Origin of the sequence: Mycobacterium sp. 852002-53434_SCH5985345 (assembly GCF_001667155.1) — a bacterium.
GTDB lineage: Bacteria > Actinomycetota > Actinomycetes > Mycobacteriales > Mycobacteriaceae > Mycobacterium.
The window spans coordinates 79555-96939 of sequence record NZ_LZIE01000066.1 but is presented as its reverse complement, the minus strand read 5'-3'; the positions used below and the strand labels follow the sequence as shown (position 1 = coordinate 96939).

Here is a 17385-nt window from a genome sequence, read left to right as displayed (position 1 = left end):
ACATGCTGCCAAACCCCTTTCGTGTTCGAAGTTTGGTGACGTTGCCCGATTCGTCGATCGGAGCGTAAGCCGCGCTGCGGTTGATCACACCGGAAATTGGAAAAATTGGCTACGACTCGGCCAACGTCCGGAGGCGTTTCAGGGTTCCGGCGAGCGTGCGTCCCACCTGGCGCACGGCGATTCGGTCCGCGATGTATCCGAGCAGCCCGCCCGGTGCCTGATACGACAGTCTGAACGTCACCTTCGTGCGGCCGTCGCGCGCGTCACGCAGTCGAATCCGCCCGCGCAGGGTGATGCCGGTGAGGCCCACGAAGGCCAGGTCGCGGTCGTCGTCGAACTCGACGACTTCGATGAGCCCCCCGACCGGGACGGAGCCGATCTTCCAGTGGACGGTGTAGCGCGCGCCTACGCCGGTCGGTTTGTCGTTGGAGGACTCCCAGCGCTCCAGGTTGGTCATGAACGACGGGTAGCAGTCCGGGTCGCTGACGATCTTCCAGACCGCGGAACGGTCGGCGTTGATGACGCAACAGCGTTCGACGCGCATCAGCCGATCACCGGGAATCGCCGCTCGGCGGCCAGCCGGTCGACGCCGCCCTGCAGGCTGGCCATCACCTTGTCGTGCACCGCCTGGTCGTCACCATCGACCTCGATCGGGTGTTGGACCTCGATCACGATCTTGGTGGGCAACGGGAGATGCGCCGCCAGGTCGCTGACGTTGAGACCCCAGGGCAGCGCCAGCGATATCGGGATGCTTTTGAGCCGGAGCAACTTGTCGGCCATCAGCAGCTTGGCCAACCACTGCCCGCGGTTGAGGAACAACGCGCTTTCCTGCCCGCCGACGCTGGCGACGGGCACGATCGGCACTCCGGCCTCGCGGGCCAGCTTGACGTAACCCATGCGCCCGCCGAAGTCGACTTTGTGGCGCTCCCACGAGGGCCGAAACACCTCGTAGTCGCCCCCGGGGTAGACCAGCAGCGCGGCCCCGGAATCCAATGCGAGACGGGCGTTTTCGGGGTTGGCGGCAACGGTGCCGAATTTGCGCAGCCAGCCCAGCGGCGGTGCGGACACCACGAGGTTGTGGGCCAACTGGTAGAAGGGCCGCTCGACGCCGAAATAGGAGCAGAACGCCAGCGTGAAGACGAAGGTGTCGGGTGGCACGTTGCCACCGCTGTGATTGCCGACCAGCAGTACCGGCCCCTCGGCGGGAATGCGATCCATGCCCCGCACGTCCGCCCGGAAATAGAGCGACGCGAGCAGCCAGGTGCCCGGGAGCTGGTCGCGAATGTAGTCGGGGTCGCGCTGGTCGAGATCCGCCTTGGGCACCCACGACACGACCTTGTCGCGGGCCCACTCCAAGACGCCCTTCGCGGTCGACATAACGGGCCGTATACCCCGGCTTCACCGGGGGTCAAACGCGGTAGAGAACTGCGGCGTTGTCGTGAGCGATCAGGTCGACCACCCGGATGGCGTCGCTCTCGCTCCAGTCGTCATTGACCACGAATTCCCGCAATGCGCGATGAATGCCGCTGCGCCACAAAGCCGCGCCGAGGAAGTGGAGTTCCGCGGGGCCGAACCCGTCCGAGGAGTAGAGGATCTTGCGGAAGGGGGCCAGCTCCAGCAGCCGGGCGATGAACGCACCGGACCGCGCGCCCAGCTGATTCACACTCAACCCACCGTCGAGGTAGACGTTGTTGAAGGCCTGTGCCAGGTATCCCGCCTCGCGCTCGTAGGGGTAGCAGTGCAACAAGACGATTGGGGTGTCCCCGGACTGCCGCAGGAAGTCGAGCAACAGCATCGGGTTGGTCTTGTGCAGATCGCAGTCGCGGTCGCCGAGGCCGACATGGAATTGCAGGGGTTTGCCCAGCCTCAGCGCCTGATGCAACCCGAAACGCAGCAGCACCCGATCCTGTAATCGGGTGCCGCCGCGGTCGCGCCATCGGGCGGCCGCGTCGGCGACCTGCGACGGCGACGGCTCGCTCAGGTCGCCGCCGAACCCGCCCCGGTAGGCCAGGATCGACTTGGTGCCGACCGCCGTCGCCGCGCGCCGCCGCAAAATGTCCTCGAAGGCCGCCGCGTAGTCGCCCGGCGCCTGCGCGGCCTGCTCGGCGATCTGCTCGAGGCGAATCACCTCGTAAGCGCGGCCGCCGGACTGTTCGGCCATGCCGGCCGGACCGGCGGTGCCGGCGTCGATCCCGGTGTCCACCAGCCAGTCGCTCACTCCCGCGGCCGGCAGGAACATGCGGGCCAGCTCGGGCTCGCTGAACTGGCTGCGGCGCTCCCAATAAGATTGCGGGTCAACGTGTCTGGCCAGCCCGAGGATGGGACCGCAGTGCGCGCGCACGGCGAAGCCGAGTTGCGAGTCGAACCCCGGCCCCACGATGGGTTCGGTGTTGGCCTCGTTGAGCCCGTTCTCGAACCGTTGCCGATCCCCCGCCGTCAGCCAGCAACCGTGGACGTGTTGATCGATCAGCCGCACTTCACCGATGTGCAGCTCCAGGGCGTCGGACGTCATCGCGTGCCCCGTCACAGGCTCCAGGCCATCCGGAATTTGTCCGCTAGTTGCTCGGTGTCGAGGTCGCCGTATCGCTCGTGTTCCAGGCGGCGCACGGCGACCACCATGTCGACCGCCGGATCGCCGAGAATGCCGCGCAGCAGCTCCGAATTATCCAGCGCCGCAATCACTTCGGGCTGTCCTCTGGCGAGGCTGACGACATCGTCGCGCTCGCGGTCGGAATCGGACAGGGTCGCCGGGTCGATCGTGATCTCCGGCGGCAAGCTCGCCTGACGCTTGATTCCATCGAGCGCCAGCCCAAGGATCGCCGCGGAGGCCAGGTACGGGTTGGCGGAGGGATCGACGATCTTGACTTCGACGTTCCCGCCACGCGGATTCCCGGGCCCGCCCGTGATGAACCGCACCGCCGCCTCGCGGTTCTCGGTTCCCCAGCACGCGTACGCGCCGGCCCAGTTGCCCGGGCGCATCCGCAAGCCGGACACGATCGACCCGCACAACACGCCCTGCGCAGCCGGCAGTCCGCCGACCAGCCCTGCCACCGCGCTCTCCCCCGCCGCCGTCATGCCGTGGGCGCTGGCGCCGTCGGAGAACAGCGGGCCATCCGTTGTAGTCAGCGAGAAATGTTGGTGGGCACCGGATCCCACGCCGCCCGCGAAGGGCGCAGGCGACAGGCTGATGCGAACCCCGTGGCGGCGGGCCACCCGCCCGATGACGAGCCGCAACAGCACCAGGTGGTCGGCGGCGGCCACCGGGGATTGTGGCGCCAGGGAGAGTTCGAACTGGTTGGCGCCGTACTCGGGATGAAACTGCTCGATCGCGATGCCCGCCGCCGCCGCCGACCGGGTGACGTCCCGGACGAACGCTTCGTGCTCGAGGATGCCGGCGAGGCCATACTGCGCCCACAACGTCGACGGGAGGCGGCCGCCGTCCGGGGCGACCAAGAGGAATTCCACCTCGTGTCCGATCATCGCCTCGATCCCGGCTTCGGTGAGCGCGGCTTCGACCCGGCCGAGCGTGCCGCGGGCGCAGGCTGGAACGGGTGTGCCGTCTTGGGAGAAAAACGCGGCGGGCGCCCACGCGAGCCCGTCGCCGGCGATGCGCAGGGCCGACACGTCGATGCGCAGGCGCTGGTCCCCGATGACGCCGACGTCGGGGGTGAAGGCGATGCCGCTCTGGTCGATCGCGAAGGCGTGCCACGAGGGGCTCGCGCCGAGACCGGGATCCGCGAACGCGTTGGTCCGCCGGATCGGAACGGTCTTGGCAAGGGTGAGCCCGGCGGAATTCACGACGGTGCCGATGACGGTGTCGACGCCCTCGGCCTCCAGCTGGGCGATCCCCGCGGCCGCAAGCGGTGTGCCGGTCATGGCAGTCATTGTGCAGGCTCGAGCCGCCCTGGCTGACGAATTCAGTTCTGGCGGGCGATCAGCTCGGCGACGAACCGATCGAGGAAGCCCTCGATGGGAGCGCCGCCCGCCGGCCGGATGACGAATTTCGTCAGGCCCGCATCGATGTAGGCGTCGAGTTGGCGGTGCAGGTGATCCCATCCGGTGGCGATCAGCTCGGCGGGGTCAACGTCGGGGCGACGCTTGCGGGCTGCAGCCGCCAGCTCCGGGGGCAAGTCGCCTTCTGTCACGGCCAATGAGATCCCGAAATGGTCGGGGTCTATCTGCCGGCCCGCTTGCGCCGCGGCTCGTTCGATCGCCTCACGGCCGGCCCGCGCCTCCTCGGGGGTCAGGAAACTGCCCAGCCAGCCGTCGCCGAGCGCGCCGATCCGCCGAAAGGCCCCGGGCGCCGAACCGGCCAACCAGATGTCCAGCGGCGGGTTGGGCCGCGGCATCACGGAAGCCCCGTTGACCGTGAAATATCGGCCCGTGTAGCTGGCCGAATCCTCGGCCAGCGCCGAGCGCAGCACCCGCAGCGACTCATCGAACACCGCGGCCCGCTCTCCGTCGGGGACCACGAACACCTCGCGTTCGGCCGGAATCGCGGACCGCAGCCCGAAGACGGGAAGGACCCGCTTCGGCGCGACCGCCGCCAACGAAGCCAGTTGTTTGGCGACCAGTACCGGATGCCGCCCGGGAAGCACGGCCACCGAGGTGCCGACCTTCAACCGCGTCGTCCTGGCGAGGGCGTAGGCCATGCCGACCACCGGATCGACCGCCGGGGAGTAGACCAGCTCAGAGAACCACAGCGAATCCACTCCAGTGGCCTCCAGCCGATCCACGATGGTGGCCAACCGATCCGGAGCGGTGTCCGCGCCCAACCCGACGCCGAAGCGAATCTTCATCCATGGCGCAACACCGTGGTGCCGCCTTTTGTGCCCGCGAAACATAAACCGCTGAGACGTTTTCCGGCGTGTCGTCGCTGACGTTCATGTGTCGCCGCGGAAATGCCCGCGGCGAGAAGGGCTATGCGCGGCTGGGAATGGTCAGCTTGCAGGCTTGGCCGATGTCGAGGGTCCGCAACACTCGACCCATGCCGACCCATAGCGCGCACGACAGGGCCAAGTCGGCCAGCAGCTCGTCGGAGAAGTGCTCGGAGCAACGGCTCCAGAAGTCCTCGTCGTCGCGCAGGGCGGTGTGATCGCTGGCGAATCGGTCCGCGAACTCGGCGGCCAGCCGCTCCTGCTCGCTGTAGCCGGGCCAGGTGCGCCACTCCTGGGCGTGGTCGTACAGCTCTTCGTCGACTCCGGCGGCGGGCCCGTCCTCGTCGCGGGTGTTGACGCAGACGACGCACTCGTTGCGGTGGGCGATCACGGCGCGGGCCAGTTCGCGCGTGCGCAGCGGCAACCGGTTCTTGGTGTAAACCGCGTTGCTGAAACCGCCAAGCGCGCCGCCGATGTCAGGTGACTTCACAAACCAGCCGGCCAGGTCGTCGTCGGCAAATGTTCCGATTCGGCTCATGGCGTGATGGTACGCCCGGAGCGCCCGTCTCAGGGTGCGGGCACCGGGATCTTCGTGGTGGGACGGTCGTCGTTCCAGTCCCGTTGCGCGAGAACGCGGCCCGCGACTCGATTCAGCGCCGCTTCGACGACGCGACGATCCGGTCGTCCGTCGAATCCCGGTGACCGGGCGAGCTTGTCGACCAGCCAGCCCACCAGCAGCGAGTGCACGTATTCCACCTGTTGGGCCCCCGCGGGGGTCAGCCACATCTGGTCGCCGTCGCCCCGGGCGTATCCGGTCGCGATCAGGCGCGAGAAGGTGGGCTCCAAGACCTCGAACGGTATCCGTAGGTAGTCGGCGATGTCGGTGAGCCGGGCCGTGCCATACATCTCCCCGTACCGGTTGATGCGCAGGACCCCCCACAATCCGGCCACGTCGAGTCGGCAGTCGGGTCGCATCGCGATGCTGCGCAATCGCATGCCAGGCACACCGCGCAGCATGCGTTCGACCGCGCCCTCCAGCATCTGGTCCGGTGTCTCAGTGTTTGGCATGCCGAACGCGTCGCCGAGATCGATTGTGCTGTCGTGCATTTCCCGCAGCGGGACCTCCCGCAGGAACAACGCCAGGACGAACCCCGCCAGCGCGACCGGAACCGCCCAGAGGAATACGTGGGTGAGCGACTCGGCGTAGGCGGCGACGATCGGAGCGGCCGCCTGGCGGGGCAACCGGTGCAACGCCTCCGGCGACGCGGCGGCCGCGGCCGGCGCGCGGCTGGCCACCAGCGCCGGGCCGATCCGGCTGTGCAGGAAATTGGTGAACAGTGACCCGAAGATGGCGGCGCCGAACGAGCTTCCGATCGTGCGGAAGAAGGTGACGCCGGAGGTCGCGACGCCGAGGTCGTCGAAGTCCACCGTGTTTTGCACGATCAGGACAAGGGTCTGCATGCACATCCCGATCCCGGCGCCGAGGATGACCAGGAACAGCGATTGAACCAAGACCGACGTCGACGGGTCCATCCGCGACATCAGAAAGAACGCCAGCGCCATGACGGCGGTGCCGGCGACCGGAAAGACTTTGTATCTGCCCGTGCGGCCGACGATGACACCACTGCCCATCGAGGTGGTCAGCATCCCGATCACCATCGGCAACGTGCGCAGGCCCGACGTGGTGGCCGAGACGCCGTCGACGAACTGCATGTACGTCGGCAGGAACGTCAGGGCGCCCAGCATCGCGAAACCGACCACGAAGGACAAGACGCAGCACACCGTGAACACCGGACTGCCGAACAGCCGGGTCGGCAGGATCGGCGCGGCGGCGCGGCTTTCCACCCAGGCGAAGGCGCACAACGCGATCGCGGAGCCGACAAACAGCCCGATGATCATGGGCGATCCCCACGGGTAGGTGGTCCCGCCCCAGCTGGTGGCCAGTGTCAGCCCCGAGGCGCCCAGGCCGACGAACAGGATGCCGGTGTAGTCGATGACCGGTTTGGTGCGGTTGGACAGCGCCGGGATGGCGGCGGCCGCCACGAAGAAGACCACGACCGAGATCGGCACGTTGATCCAGAACGCCCAGCGCCAGGTGAAGTGGTCGGTGAAGTAGCCCCCGAGCAAGGGACCGATCACGGTGGTGACGCCGAATACTGCGCCCATCGCACCCTGGTAGCGGCCGCGGTCCCGCAGCGGGATCACCTCGCCGATCAGCGCCATGGCGGTCACCATGAGCCCGCCGCCGCCGATGCCTTGCAGCGCGCGCGACGCGACCAGCATGCCCATCGAACTCGAGAGCCCACACAGCACCGATCCGGCGACGAAGAACACGACGGCCGCCTGGAACACCCGCTTGCGGCCGAACAGGTCACCGAACTTGCCGACGAGGGCGGTGATGATGGTCGAGGCGAGCAGGTAGCTGGTGACAACCCACGATTGATGGCCCGCGCCACCAAGATTGGCGACGATGGTTGGCAATGCGGTCGCCACGATCGTCTGGTCCAGCGCGGCCATCAGCATGCCGAGCAGGATCGCCACGAAGATGAAATTGCGTCGCTGCGGGTCGACCGACGCGCTGCCCGGCGCGGCGTCCGTCGATGAACCGCCTCGAATTGCTGCTGGGCTCGTCATGCCTGCCTTCCGTCGGCGACCGTTGCTCAGGGATGCCCGCGGTTAACCAAAGGCAATCTAACCGCGCAGCAACGGGGCCCGCGGAGGCGAATCCCCTAGCCGCCGGCTAGCGACAATCAACCCGCGCGTCGGTCTCTTGCTGGAGGCTGAAGACCTGCACGGGGGCTGACTTACCTTTCAGGGCGTGGGACCCCCGGTCGATCAGCGCCGGCGGCCGAGAACTCAGGGCGTCGACGCACTGCCGAGTGAGAAGGATTGCGTCGCCGGTGGTCTTGGTTAGTTGCTCGACGCGGGCAGCGACGTTGACGGTGTCACCGATCAGGGTGAACTCCAACTTGCCGCCGCCGCCGATGGTGCCGGCGATCACCGTGCCGGTATTGATGCCGATGCCGATCCGAAGCGTGCCGCCGAATCGCGCGGCGACACGGCGGTGGATCAGCACCGCGGCGCCCACCGCGGCGTCGGCATGCTCCGCAAGGTCGTTGGGCGCGCCGAACACCGCTAGTGCACCGTCGCCGAGGAACTTATTGACGTGCCCACCGGCGTCGACGACGGCAGGCACCACGATCTCGAACAGGGCATTGAGGCGGGCCACCGTGTCTTCGGCGGTATGTGTCTCGGCGAACGGCGTGAAGTCGCGGATGTCGACGAACATCACCGACACCTCGCGGCGTTCTCCGGTGAACATATCGTCGCCCTGCTCCAGCAGGCGTGCAGCCAGGGCCGGATCGACGTATGTCCCGAACGCGGCGTGAAGTCGTTGCCGCTCGGCCAATCCCGCTTGCATGCGGTTGAAGGACGCCGCCAGTGCGCCGAGATCGTCGTCTTGAACCACCGGCAGGCGTTGGCTGTAGTTGCCGGCCGCAACACGTTCGGTTCCTGCGGCAAGGTCGCGAAGGGGTTGCAGGGACGGGGCGAACGAGGCGCCGACGGTGAGCGGCACTGCGAAGAAAAGCACCAAGCCACAACCGATGACGACGATGAGGACCGGGGCCTCCCGGACCCGATCGATCGCGACTGCGAACAGCGCGCCGACGACGGCGAAAACGAACGCGGCCGCGAGCACGGACACGTTCGACCACGCGGCGAAAGTCGGGCGAGAGCGAGGCAGGGCGTCACCCATTCCGGTGTCTCCGGCGAGAGCGACCCTGGCGGGCCGCAGGGCCCCTTCGGGGTAGCTGTGCACAGCGATGAGCACCACCGAAGTTCCTGTGGCGGCGCCCAGGATCGCGAACTGGGCTAATCGTGGCCCGGTCGCCCCGGCGATCGCACCCACGACGAGGAATAACACGGCGATGAAAACACCATTGGCCCCCACCCCGCGGGGTCCGGCCGTCCGGCTCCACGCGTACGTGGCTTCCAGCGCCCTCGCCCGATCGACCTCGCGCCCGGCCGCCCACCGCTCAACAAGACGGCTCCCGCCCAGTCCGGGGAGATTGGTCACGTACACCATCACCAGCACGGTGCCAACGGTCACCGCGACCGCCTCGACGTAGCGATCGGACCGTTCGAACGCGACGATCAGCAACGAGAGCGTGAGGTAGACCGACAGCAACTCGGAGACGCTGACCGCATAGATCACCCACGAGTACCGCGTCCGGAACCGATTCCACGCCCACTGCCAGATGCGATCCATGCCGGGAGACTAATCGGCTGGCCACCTTGCCATCCGAGTTTGAACGTGGCGGCTTCGTCAGCCGGTCACGCCCGAGACCGCAGACGATTGCGACGCGGGCGGGCCTGACCGAGGCTTAGCTCGGCGGCCTCGAGACGCACTGCGCCGAGTAGAGCTCCACCCCGAGCTTGTCCATCAGCTCGAGTTGCGTCTCGAGGTAGTCGATGTGCTTTTCCTCGTCCGCCACGATCTCTTCCAGCAGATTGGCGCTGGTGGAGTCCTGCTTCTCGCGGCACATGATGATGCCGGGCTTGAGCCGGTCCATCACCTCGTACTCGATGGCCAGGTCGGCCTCGAACTGCTCGCGCAGCGTCTGGCCGATGCGCAGCGAGAACAGACGCTGGTAGTTGGGCAGCCCGTCGAGCAGCAGAATGCGATCGGTGATCGCTTCGGCGTGCCGCATCTCGTCGAAGGACTCGGCCCGGGTGTGCTCGGCGAGCTCGGTGAATCCCCAGTTGTCCTGCATCTTGGAGTGCAGGAAATATTGGTTGATCGCGGTGAGCTCGCCGGTCAACTGCTCGTTGAGCAGGCGCAAAACATCCGGATCCCCTTGCATGATCACTCCCCTATGGTGACGTGAAACGGCGGTCATTTCGTGGCTCCGGGCCGGGTGCGCTGGGCTGAACGCACCGTGCCGGGCCGTACCCGCACTTTGCCACGACGAGTGGCGATCTTCCAGCAAGGTATGGCTGTGCTCAGTGTGTGTTGCTTGCGGAGCGAGTGGGGCACGTTGCTAGCGACTAAGGTTAGACTGCGCTAACGAACTTAGGTTAGACTCAACTAATAACGCTGTCGGTTCGGAGGACGAAAGTGCGGTCGCTTGGCCACGCCGTCGACGAAGGGAATGTCGCCAGCATGCAGGGGATGCGCTGATGTACGTGTGCCTGTGTGTCGGCGTCACGAACCACACGGTGTCCGAGGTGGTCGCGCGCGGTGCCTCCACCTCCAAAGAGGTCGCGGCGGCGTGCGGGGCCGGCGGTGACTGCGGGCGTTGCAAGAGGACCCTGCGGGCGATCATCGCCGCGTCGGCAAATCTCGAGACCGCTCCGTCGCTTTAGCCCCGCGCTTTGTTGAAGTCCGCCAGGGCCGCCGCATTGGCCTGTGCGCCCATCAGTTCGGCGAAGTGAGCGTTTTCCCGCGCGGTGGCCGCCGCGATCTCCGGACGCACCGGTTCCATCATCGTGTGCTTGACCGCCATCAAGCTCGAAATGGGCCGACTGGCAAGGATTTCCGCGTGCCGACGGGCTTCGGGCAACAGGTCCTCGGGCTCGCAGACCCGCCAGACCAGGCCCATCCGCAACGCCTCGTCCGCATCGACCCACTCCGAGGACATCAACAGCCAGGCGGCATTCTGCCGGCCCACTAGCTGCGGCAGCAGATACGACGAGGCCGCTTCCGGCGCCACCCCCAGGCTGGTGAACGGACACTTGAGGCGGGCCGTCGACGACATGAAGGCCAGATCGGCGTAGCCCAGGATCGTGGCGCCGATGCCCACGCCCATACCGTTGACCGCACAGATGAGCGGCTTGGGGAACGCGCTCAGGGCGTCGATCAGTCCGACGAAACCGTGCTTGCCTGGCGTGAAATCCGGATCGGTGATGCGGGCCTGCATCTCGGCGAGGTCGGTACCGGCGCTGAAGCCGCGGCCCGCGCCGGTCAGCAGCACCACGGCGACCTCGGGGTCGTCAGCAGCGGCCAACAGCGCTTCGGCGGTCAGGTCGTACAGGGCTTCGTCAAATGCGTTCAGTGCCTCGGGCCGGTTCAGCGTGAGGGTGCGCACCCGCTTTTCGTCATTGATCTGCAGCGTCACGGCTGCAGCCTAACGACGTCAGCCGTTGCTGTAGACGCGGGTGGGCACGATCAGCACGGCGGCGCGCCGCTCCCGTGCCATGACGCGGTCGTATTCGTCCCAGTCGTCGTGGGTGCCGCCGGCGGCGGTGAAAACCTCGCGCAGCAACAGCCGCAGCTGGTCGTCCGTAGCCAGCCAAGGCCGCGCGTCGTCGGGGCCGGCGAGCTCGGCGCGGCCCTCGACGGTCGCCCACTGCCATCCCGTGCGGAAGGTGACCGCCAGCTGCGGCCGAGCCCGGAGGTTGGCCAATTTGACCTTGCCGTAGGTGGTGAAGCCCAGCACCTCCTGGCCGCTTTCCGGATGCGGCAACAAACCAACGTTGACCAACGAAGCCTGCACCGTTCCGTCGGCCCGAACGGTGGACACCACCGCCAGGCCATTTTCCGCGGCGGCCAACGCCACGGCGTCACGCAGTGTTGTCATAAGAGTTCCTCGATGAACGGTGTCTTGAAGACGTAGCGGCTGGTGGGGACGGTGTCGATATTCTCGTTGGCGCCGAACGCCGTGGTGCTGGCGACCATTCGGCCCAGTCGGTCCTGCAGGTCGTTGTCGTCGGCGGCACCGAAGAACGCCTTGAGATCGGTGATCGCCTCCTTTGGGAACAACTCTTCGACGATGCCCGCGATTCCCGGTGCGTCCGGGGTGAGGGTGCGCACCACCCAGTTCTGGGTGTAGCCGAAGGTCGCCTGCGTCTCGATGGCCACTGAGGTGTGGTCGCGCTGCCACCGGGTCAGCCAGCTCTCCTGGTCCAGGCCGGCGGGCCGACGCAGCAGCGCAATGTTAGCCAATCCCGCGCTGCGAGAACCGGATTCGGTTACCGGTGCCCTGAGCGGGACCGACTCGGTCACCAGATAGGCGGCGAGTTGTTCGCATTCGGCCTCGAGCAGGGTCAGCGCTGCGGACATCTGCTCGCCGTAACACTGCTGGGTCCACATGCTCACCACCGACGCGACCGGCGGATCCAGTGTCGTGAGCGTCATCAGTGAATGGCGCACGGCGTCGTCGCGGACGTTGATCGACAACCCCGGCAGACCCAAATCCAACAGGGCGCGGGCGACCGGGCCCCGCTGGCGGGCGCACCACCCCTCGTCCGAATCGGCACGCATGAGGACGGCGATGACCTTTTCCATAGGCAGAACCTACCCGCGCCGGCCGCGCTATTTGACCAGCCGGACGGGATGTTCGCCGCTGATCAACTTGCCGATCATGTCCGCCAATCGCCGGTAGGACTCGTCACGGCCGCTCGACGAGCGGTACACCAACCCGATGCGCCGTCCTGGGCGGGGCGCGGCGAACTGCGCCAGCCCCAGGCGGCTTCTCGTCGCCTCGACCGGCACCGCACTCTGCGGGATCAGCGTCACCCCCAGGCCGCCGGTCACGCACTGCACCGCCGTCGCCAGCGACGCCGCCCGGGTATTGGCCAGCTCCGCTCGCACGCCCGCCTTGTGGCACACGTCGAGCGCCTGGTCGCGCAGGCAGTGCCCCTCGTCCAATAGCAGCAGGGGCAGGTCGGCCAGCGCCGTCGCCGGAACCCGCCGCTTTCCCGACAGCCGATGCCCAGGCGGTAGCGCGAGGACGAAATCCTCGTCGTAGATCGGGATCGCGGTGACGCCGCCGGCGTCGGCGGGCAGGGCGATGAGCGCCGCATCGAGCGCACCCTCGCGCAATACCGTCATCAGCCGTTCGGTCTGGTCTTCGGTCACCCGCAACGTCATTCCGGGGAACTGCTCGGCCAGGCCGGCCAGGACGGTCGGCAAGACGTAGGGCGCGACCGTCGGTATCAGTCCCAGCCGCATCCCGCCTCGCAGCGGATCGGATGAGCCCGAGGCGGCGGCGGTGAATGCGTCCACCGCCTCAATGACGGCCTGGGCGCGCGGAAGTAGCTCCGTGCCCTCCGCCGTCAAGAGGACACGCCGCGTCGAGCGCTCGATGAGCTGGGTGCCGAGCCCTGTCTCGAGCGCCGCAAGTGCCTGCGAAAGCGTGGACTGGCTGACTCCGAGAGTGGTTGCAGCGCCGCTGAATTGACGCTTTTCAGCGATCGCGGCGAACGCGCGGAGGCCGGCGATCGTCGGCTGATAAATCTTATCGGGCATACCGATAAGTATAGTGGGAAATATCACCTTTACTTCAGACCGGCCGAGCGGGCACCATGGGCAATGAAATTGCTAATCTTGAGTGAATCCAAATTAGGAGAGCCATGCCTTTGCTGACCATCGGCGACCAGTTTCCCGACTACGAGCTCACCGCGCTGATCGCGGGCGATTTGTCCAAGGTCGACGCCAAGCAGCCCGAGGACTATTTCACCACCGTCACCAGTGAGGACCACGAAGGCAAGTGGCGCGTTGTGTTCTTCTGGCCCAAGGACTTCACCTTCGTGTGCCCGACCGAGATTGCCGCGTTCGGCAAGCTCAACGACGAGTTCGCCGACCGCGACGCGCAGGTCCTGGGCGTCTCGATCGACAGCGAATTCGTGCACTTCAACTGGCGCGCGCAGCACGAAGATCTGAAGAAGCTGCCCTTCCCCATGCTCTCGGACATCAAGCGTGAGCTGAGCCTGGCCACCGGCGTCCTCAACGCCGACGGTGTGGCGGACCGGGCAACCTTCCTGGTCGACCCCAACAACGAGATCCAATTCGTTTCGGTCACTGCCGGATCCGTCGGACGCAACGTCGAGGAAGTGCTGCGGGTCCTCGACGCCCTGCAGTCCGACGAGCTGTGCGCCTGCAACTGGCGCAAGGGCGACCCGACGCTGAATGCCGCCGAGCTGCTCAAGGCCTCGGCTTAGTCGCGTAGGGTCTGAACAGGGAGACGAGATGAGCGTAGAAAACCTCAAGGAAGCGCTGCCCGAGTACGCCAAGGACCTCAAGCTCAACCTCGGCTCGATCACGCGCACGACCGAGCTCAACGAGGAGCAGCTGTGGGGCACCCTGCTGGCGAGCGCCGCGGCGACGCGAAACACTCAGGTAATCACCGAGATCGGTGCCGAGGCGGCCGACATCCTGTCCGCCGAGGCGTACAACGCGGCGCTGGGCGCCGCATCGATCATGGGCATGAACAACGTGTTCTACCGTGGCCGGGGCTTTCTCGGCGGCAAGTACGACGACCTGCGTGCGGGATTGCGGATGAACATCATCGCCAATCCCGGCGTGGAGAAGGCGAACTTCGAGCTGTGGTCCTTCGCGGTGTCATCGATCAACGGATGCCCGGACTGCGTGGCCTCCCACGAACACACGCTGCGCGAGGCGGGAGTCTCCCGGGAAACCATCCAGGAGGCGCTGAAGGCCGCGGCCATCATTTCCGGCGTGGCACAAGCGATTGTCGCCGCCCAGACGCTGGCCACCGTCGGCTGACGCAGTGACGGCACCGGCCTGGGTAGAACACGCGATCTGGTGGCAGGTCTATCCGCTGGGGTTCGTCGGCGCCTTTCCTTCGTCGGAGCCGCCGCCCCCGGGAGAACACCGGCTGCGGCGGCTCGTCGACTGGTTCGACCACGCCATCGCACTGGGCGCATCCGGCGTTGCGCTGGGCCCGATCTTCGCCTCGCGCACCCACGGTTACGACACCACCGACCATTACCGCATCGACCCCCGGCTCGGTGATGACGCCGATTTCGACCACCTCGTCGCCGAGGCCCGTCGGCGCGGCCTGCGCATCCTGCTCGACGGCGTGTTCAATCACGTCGGCGTGGATTTCCCCCGTTACCAGGAGGCGCCGAACGACGAGGCCGCGGCGCGCTGGTTTCGCGGGCGCCCGGGACGCTTTCACACCTTCGAGGGCCACTCCGAGCTGATCACGCTCAACCACGACAACCCCGAAGTGATCGACTACACCGCGGACGTGATGGCGCACTGGCTGGAACGCGGCGCCGACGGCTGGCGACTCGACGCGGCTTACACGGTGCCGGAACGGTTTTGGGCCTCAACGCTGCCGCGGGTGCGAAAGCGCTTCCCCGAAGCCTGGTTCGTCGGCGAGCTCATCCATGGCGACTACGCCGCCGTCGTGCGGGCCGCGACGTTCGACTCGGCGACGCAATACGAGTTGTGGAAGGCGATCTGGAGCAGCCTCAACGACGGCAACTTCTTCGAGCTGGACTGGGCGTTGCAGCGGCATGGCGAGTTCCTGGCCGGCTTCGTCCCGCTCACCTTCATCGGCAACCACGACGTCACCCGGATAGCCAGCCAGCTGGATAACCCCCGGCACGTGGCACACGCCCTGGTGCTGCTGCTCACCGTCGGCGGCGTGCCCAGCGTGTACGCGGGCGACGAGCTGGGATTCCGCGGTGTCAAGGAGGAGCGCTATGGCGGGGACGACGCCGTGCGCCCCGAGTTCGCCTCTCCCCCATTGGAATTAGATGCGTTCGGGGCGGAAATCTGGGCGTTGCACCAGTTCCTGGTCGGGTTGCGCCGCCGTCACCCGTGGCTGCACCGTGCCTCGACCACCGCGCTGCGGCTGGAAAACCGGCATTACCTCTACGAGACCCGCAGCGGCGACGACGCGCTGCTGGTCGCGCTCAACATCGACGACGAGCCGATGCGCGTGGCGCTGTCGGAACTGGGCACGTCTCGCTGGCGGGTCATCGGCGGCTCGTCGGCCCCGCCGCAAGAGGTGGTGAACTTGCTGGTCGTGGAACCGCATGGGTGGCGAATCTTAAGCCCGGCCTAGGCGTTCCAGAGTCAGCTGGTCCTGCCGGCCGTCGTAGTACTTGTCGAGGACCGCGCGGAATTCCTCGTTATCGTCCGTGGCGCGGGCGAACAGCGTCATCGACGAGCGCAGCTTGAGGTCGTCGGGCGAGCCGAAGATGTCCGCGACCGATCGGCCCTGCACCTGGTTAACCAACCGGGCGCACTCACGCAACCGCGGGCCGAGCAGCTCATGGCGCAGATAGGCGCGCGCCTCCTCGAGCGAGGAGATGCCGTAATGCACCGCGGTCGGGCTGCCACCCAGGCCGCGTAACTGCGGGAAGACAAACCACATCCAGTGACTGCGTTTGCGTCCGGAGCGCAGCTCTTCGACCACGTTTCGGTACACCGGGGCCTGCGCGTCGACGAAGCGGTTGAGGTCGAAGGGGTCGCTCGCCGATTCCATGTGACTACGGTTGCACATATGGCGGTCAAACGACGAGTGCCCAAGTTGCGCGACCTCGCGCCGCTGATCCAGTTCAAGCGCCCGCAGTTCGACGCGACCAAGCGCCGCCTCGATGCCGCGCACACCATCGAAGATCTGCGACGCATTGCCAAACGTCGCACGCCCAAGGCGGCGTTCGACTACACCGACGGCGCCGCCGAGGACGAGCTTTCCATCCAGCGCGCCCGGCAAGCGTTCCGCGACATCGAGTTTCACCCGACGATCCTGCGTGATGTCAGCAATGTCACCGCCGGCTGGAATGTGCTGGGCCAGCCGGTGGTCCTGCCATTCGGCATCGCGCCCACCGGCTTCACCCGACTGATGCACACCGAGGGCGAGATCGCCGGCGCGGCGGCGGCGGCCAAGGCCGGCATTCCGTTCTCGCTGTCCACGCTCGGCACCTGCGCGATCGAGGACCTGGTGACCGCTGTTCCGCAGGGCAGGAAGTGGTTTCAGCTCTACATGTGGCGCGACCGGGAACGCTCGATGGCACTGGTCCGGCGCGCCGCCGATGCGGGATTCGACAGCCTGCTGGTCACTGTCGACGTTCCGGTCTCCGGCGCCCGGCTGCGCGACAACCGCAACGGGATGACGATCCCGCCGACGCTGACGCTGCGCACCGTCCTGGATGCGGTGCCGCACCCGAAATGGTGGTTCGACCTGTTGACCACCGAGCCGCTGGCGTTCGCGTCGCTGGACCGCTGGTCGGGAACCGTCGCCGAGTATCTGAGCACCATGTTCGACCCCAGCCTCACCTTCGATGACCTGGAGTGGATCAAGGCCCAGTGGCCCGGCAAGTTGGTCGTCAAGGGCATCCAGACGCTCGACGACGCCCGTGCCGTCGTCGATCGCGGCGTCGACGGCATCGTGTTGTCGAATCACGGTGGGCGCCAACTTGATCGGGCCCCGGTGCCGTTCCACCTGTTGCCCTCGGTCTCGCGTGAGGTCGGCAAGCACACCGAGATCCTGCTGGACACCGGCATCATGTCGGGTGCCGACATCGTGGCGGCGATCGCGCTGGGCGCGCGGTGCACGCTCGTCGGGCGGGCCTACCTGTACGGGCTGATGGCCGGGGGCGAACCCGGCGTCGCCCGCGCGATCGACATCATGGCCGAAGGCGTGATGCGCACCATGCGTCTGTTGGGTGTCACCTGCCTCGAGGAGCTCTCCCCCAACCACGTCACACAACTGCGACGCCTGGGGCCTGTCGAACCGCCCGCCTGACG

General features: G+C 67.0%; 19 protein-coding genes. 5 read left to right on the top strand and 14 right to left on the bottom strand.

Features of this window, described 5'->3' with window-relative positions; translation table 11 throughout:
* Positions 1-109: 109 nt before the first annotated feature.
* The 9 genes from A5756_RS16320 to bfr all read right to left on the bottom strand — a co-directional run bounded on the left by A5756_RS16320 (position 110) and on the right by bfr (position 9742).
* Positions 110-544, bottom strand: a complete 435-nt coding sequence (locus A5756_RS16320; protein WP_066954303.1) for an SRPBCC family protein — start codon at positions 542-544, stop codon at positions 110-112.
* Positions 544-1377, bottom strand: a complete 834-nt coding sequence (locus A5756_RS16315) for a lysophospholipid acyltransferase family protein (RefSeq protein WP_066954300.1) — start codon at positions 1375-1377, stop codon at positions 544-546. Before A5756_RS16315 ends, A5756_RS16320 begins: the two co-directional genes overlap by 1 nt.
* 31 nt (positions 1378-1408) lie before the next feature.
* Entirely contained in the window at positions 1409-2512 is a 1104-nt protein-coding gene (locus tag A5756_RS16310) for an amidohydrolase family protein (protein ID WP_066954297.1), read from the bottom strand.
* 11 nt (positions 2513-2523) lie between these two features.
* On the bottom strand, positions 2524-3876 hold the full coding sequence (locus A5756_RS16305) for a glutamine synthetase family protein (protein ID WP_066954294.1): 1353 nt from the start codon (positions 3874-3876) through the stop codon (positions 2524-2526).
* A 41-nt stretch (positions 3877-3917) separates the two neighbouring features.
* Positions 3918-4799 (bottom strand): TIGR03854 family LLM class F420-dependent oxidoreductase, encoded by an 882-nt coding sequence (locus A5756_RS16300; RefSeq protein WP_066954291.1) that lies wholly within the window; start codon positions 4797-4799, stop codon positions 3918-3920.
* A gap of 121 nt (positions 4800-4920) precedes the next feature.
* On the bottom strand, positions 4921-5415 hold the full coding sequence (locus A5756_RS16295; protein WP_066954288.1) for a carboxymuconolactone decarboxylase family protein: 495 nt from the start codon (positions 5413-5415) through the stop codon (positions 4921-4923).
* Between the two features lie 29 nt (positions 5416-5444).
* Positions 5445-7511 (bottom strand): MDR family MFS transporter, encoded by a 2067-nt coding sequence (locus A5756_RS16290; RefSeq protein ID WP_066954285.1) that lies wholly within the window; start codon positions 7509-7511, stop codon positions 5445-5447.
* 106 nt (positions 7512-7617) lie between these two features.
* The gene (locus tag A5756_RS16285; RefSeq protein ID WP_066954281.1) at positions 7618-9147 is read right to left on the bottom strand and encodes an adenylate/guanylate cyclase domain-containing protein; all 1530 of its coding nucleotides are present in this window, start codon (positions 9145-9147) and stop codon (positions 7618-7620) included.
* Between the two features lie 115 nt (positions 9148-9262).
* Positions 9263-9742 carry a bacterioferritin gene (gene bfr, locus A5756_RS16280; RefSeq protein WP_066954691.1) on the bottom strand — a complete coding sequence of 160 codons (480 nt, stop codon included), beginning with the start codon at positions 9740-9742 and terminating at the stop codon, positions 9263-9265.
* A 316-nt stretch (positions 9743-10058) separates the two neighbouring features.
* On the opposite strand from bfr, the gene A5756_RS16275 reads away from it, so the two are divergent.
* The gene (locus A5756_RS16275) at positions 10059-10244 is read left to right on the top strand and encodes a bacterioferritin-associated ferredoxin (protein WP_066954279.1); all 186 of its coding nucleotides are present in this window, start codon (positions 10059-10061) and stop codon (positions 10242-10244) included.
* Here A5756_RS16275 and A5756_RS16270 read toward each other — a convergent pair.
* Genes A5756_RS16270 through A5756_RS16255 form a run of 4 tightly spaced genes read right to left on the bottom strand, consistent with a single transcriptional unit; the run spans position 10241 to position 13128 of the window.
* Positions 10241-10996 (bottom strand): enoyl-CoA hydratase/isomerase family protein, encoded by a 756-nt coding sequence (locus A5756_RS16270; RefSeq protein ID WP_066954276.1) that lies wholly within the window; start codon positions 10994-10996, stop codon positions 10241-10243. The two genes, A5756_RS16275 and A5756_RS16270, sit on opposite strands and share 4 nt — an antisense overlap.
* Before the next feature lie 18 nt (positions 10997-11014).
* Positions 11015-11458, bottom strand: coding sequence for a TIGR03618 family F420-dependent PPOX class oxidoreductase (locus A5756_RS16265; RefSeq protein WP_066954273.1), 444 nt, complete (start codon positions 11456-11458; stop codon positions 11015-11017).
* Entirely contained in the window at positions 11455-12165 is a 711-nt protein-coding gene (locus A5756_RS16260; protein ID WP_066954270.1) for an EthD domain-containing protein, read from the bottom strand. The genes A5756_RS16265 and A5756_RS16260 overlap by 4 nt, the downstream gene beginning before the upstream one ends.
* 27 nt (positions 12166-12192) lie before the next feature.
* On the bottom strand, positions 12193-13128 hold the full coding sequence (locus A5756_RS16255; protein ID WP_066954266.1) for a hydrogen peroxide-inducible genes activator: 936 nt from the start codon (positions 13126-13128) through the stop codon (positions 12193-12195).
* Positions 13129-13232: 104 nt separating this feature from the next.
* Here A5756_RS16255 and A5756_RS16250 point away from each other — a divergent pair, with 104 nt between their 5' ends.
* Genes A5756_RS16250 through A5756_RS16240 form a run of 3 tightly spaced genes read left to right on the top strand, consistent with a single transcriptional unit; the run spans position 13233 to position 15697 of the window.
* Positions 13233-13820, top strand: coding sequence for a peroxiredoxin (locus A5756_RS16250; RefSeq protein ID WP_066954263.1), 588 nt, complete (start codon positions 13233-13235; stop codon positions 13818-13820).
* 28 nt (positions 13821-13848) lie between these two features.
* Entirely contained in the window at positions 13849-14385 is a 537-nt protein-coding gene (locus A5756_RS16245) for an alkyl hydroperoxide reductase (protein ID WP_066954260.1), read from the top strand.
* A 4-nt stretch (positions 14386-14389) separates the two neighbouring features.
* The gene (locus A5756_RS16240; RefSeq protein WP_066954255.1) at positions 14390-15697 is read left to right on the top strand and encodes an alpha-amylase family protein; all 1308 of its coding nucleotides are present in this window, start codon (positions 14390-14392) and stop codon (positions 15695-15697) included.
* Here the strand turns inward: A5756_RS16240 and A5756_RS16235 are convergent.
* Positions 15683-16120, bottom strand: coding sequence for a DUF1810 domain-containing protein (locus A5756_RS16235; RefSeq protein WP_066954252.1), 438 nt, complete (start codon positions 16118-16120; stop codon positions 15683-15685). The two genes, A5756_RS16240 and A5756_RS16235, sit on opposite strands and share 15 nt — an antisense overlap.
* 18 nt (positions 16121-16138) lie before the next feature.
* On the opposite strand from A5756_RS16235, the gene A5756_RS16230 reads away from it, so the two are divergent.
* Complete coding sequence (locus A5756_RS16230) at positions 16139-17383, top strand: alpha-hydroxy acid oxidase (protein ID WP_066954249.1); 1245 nt, start codon at positions 16139-16141, stop codon at positions 17381-17383.
* Positions 17384-17385 lie beyond the last annotated feature (2 nt).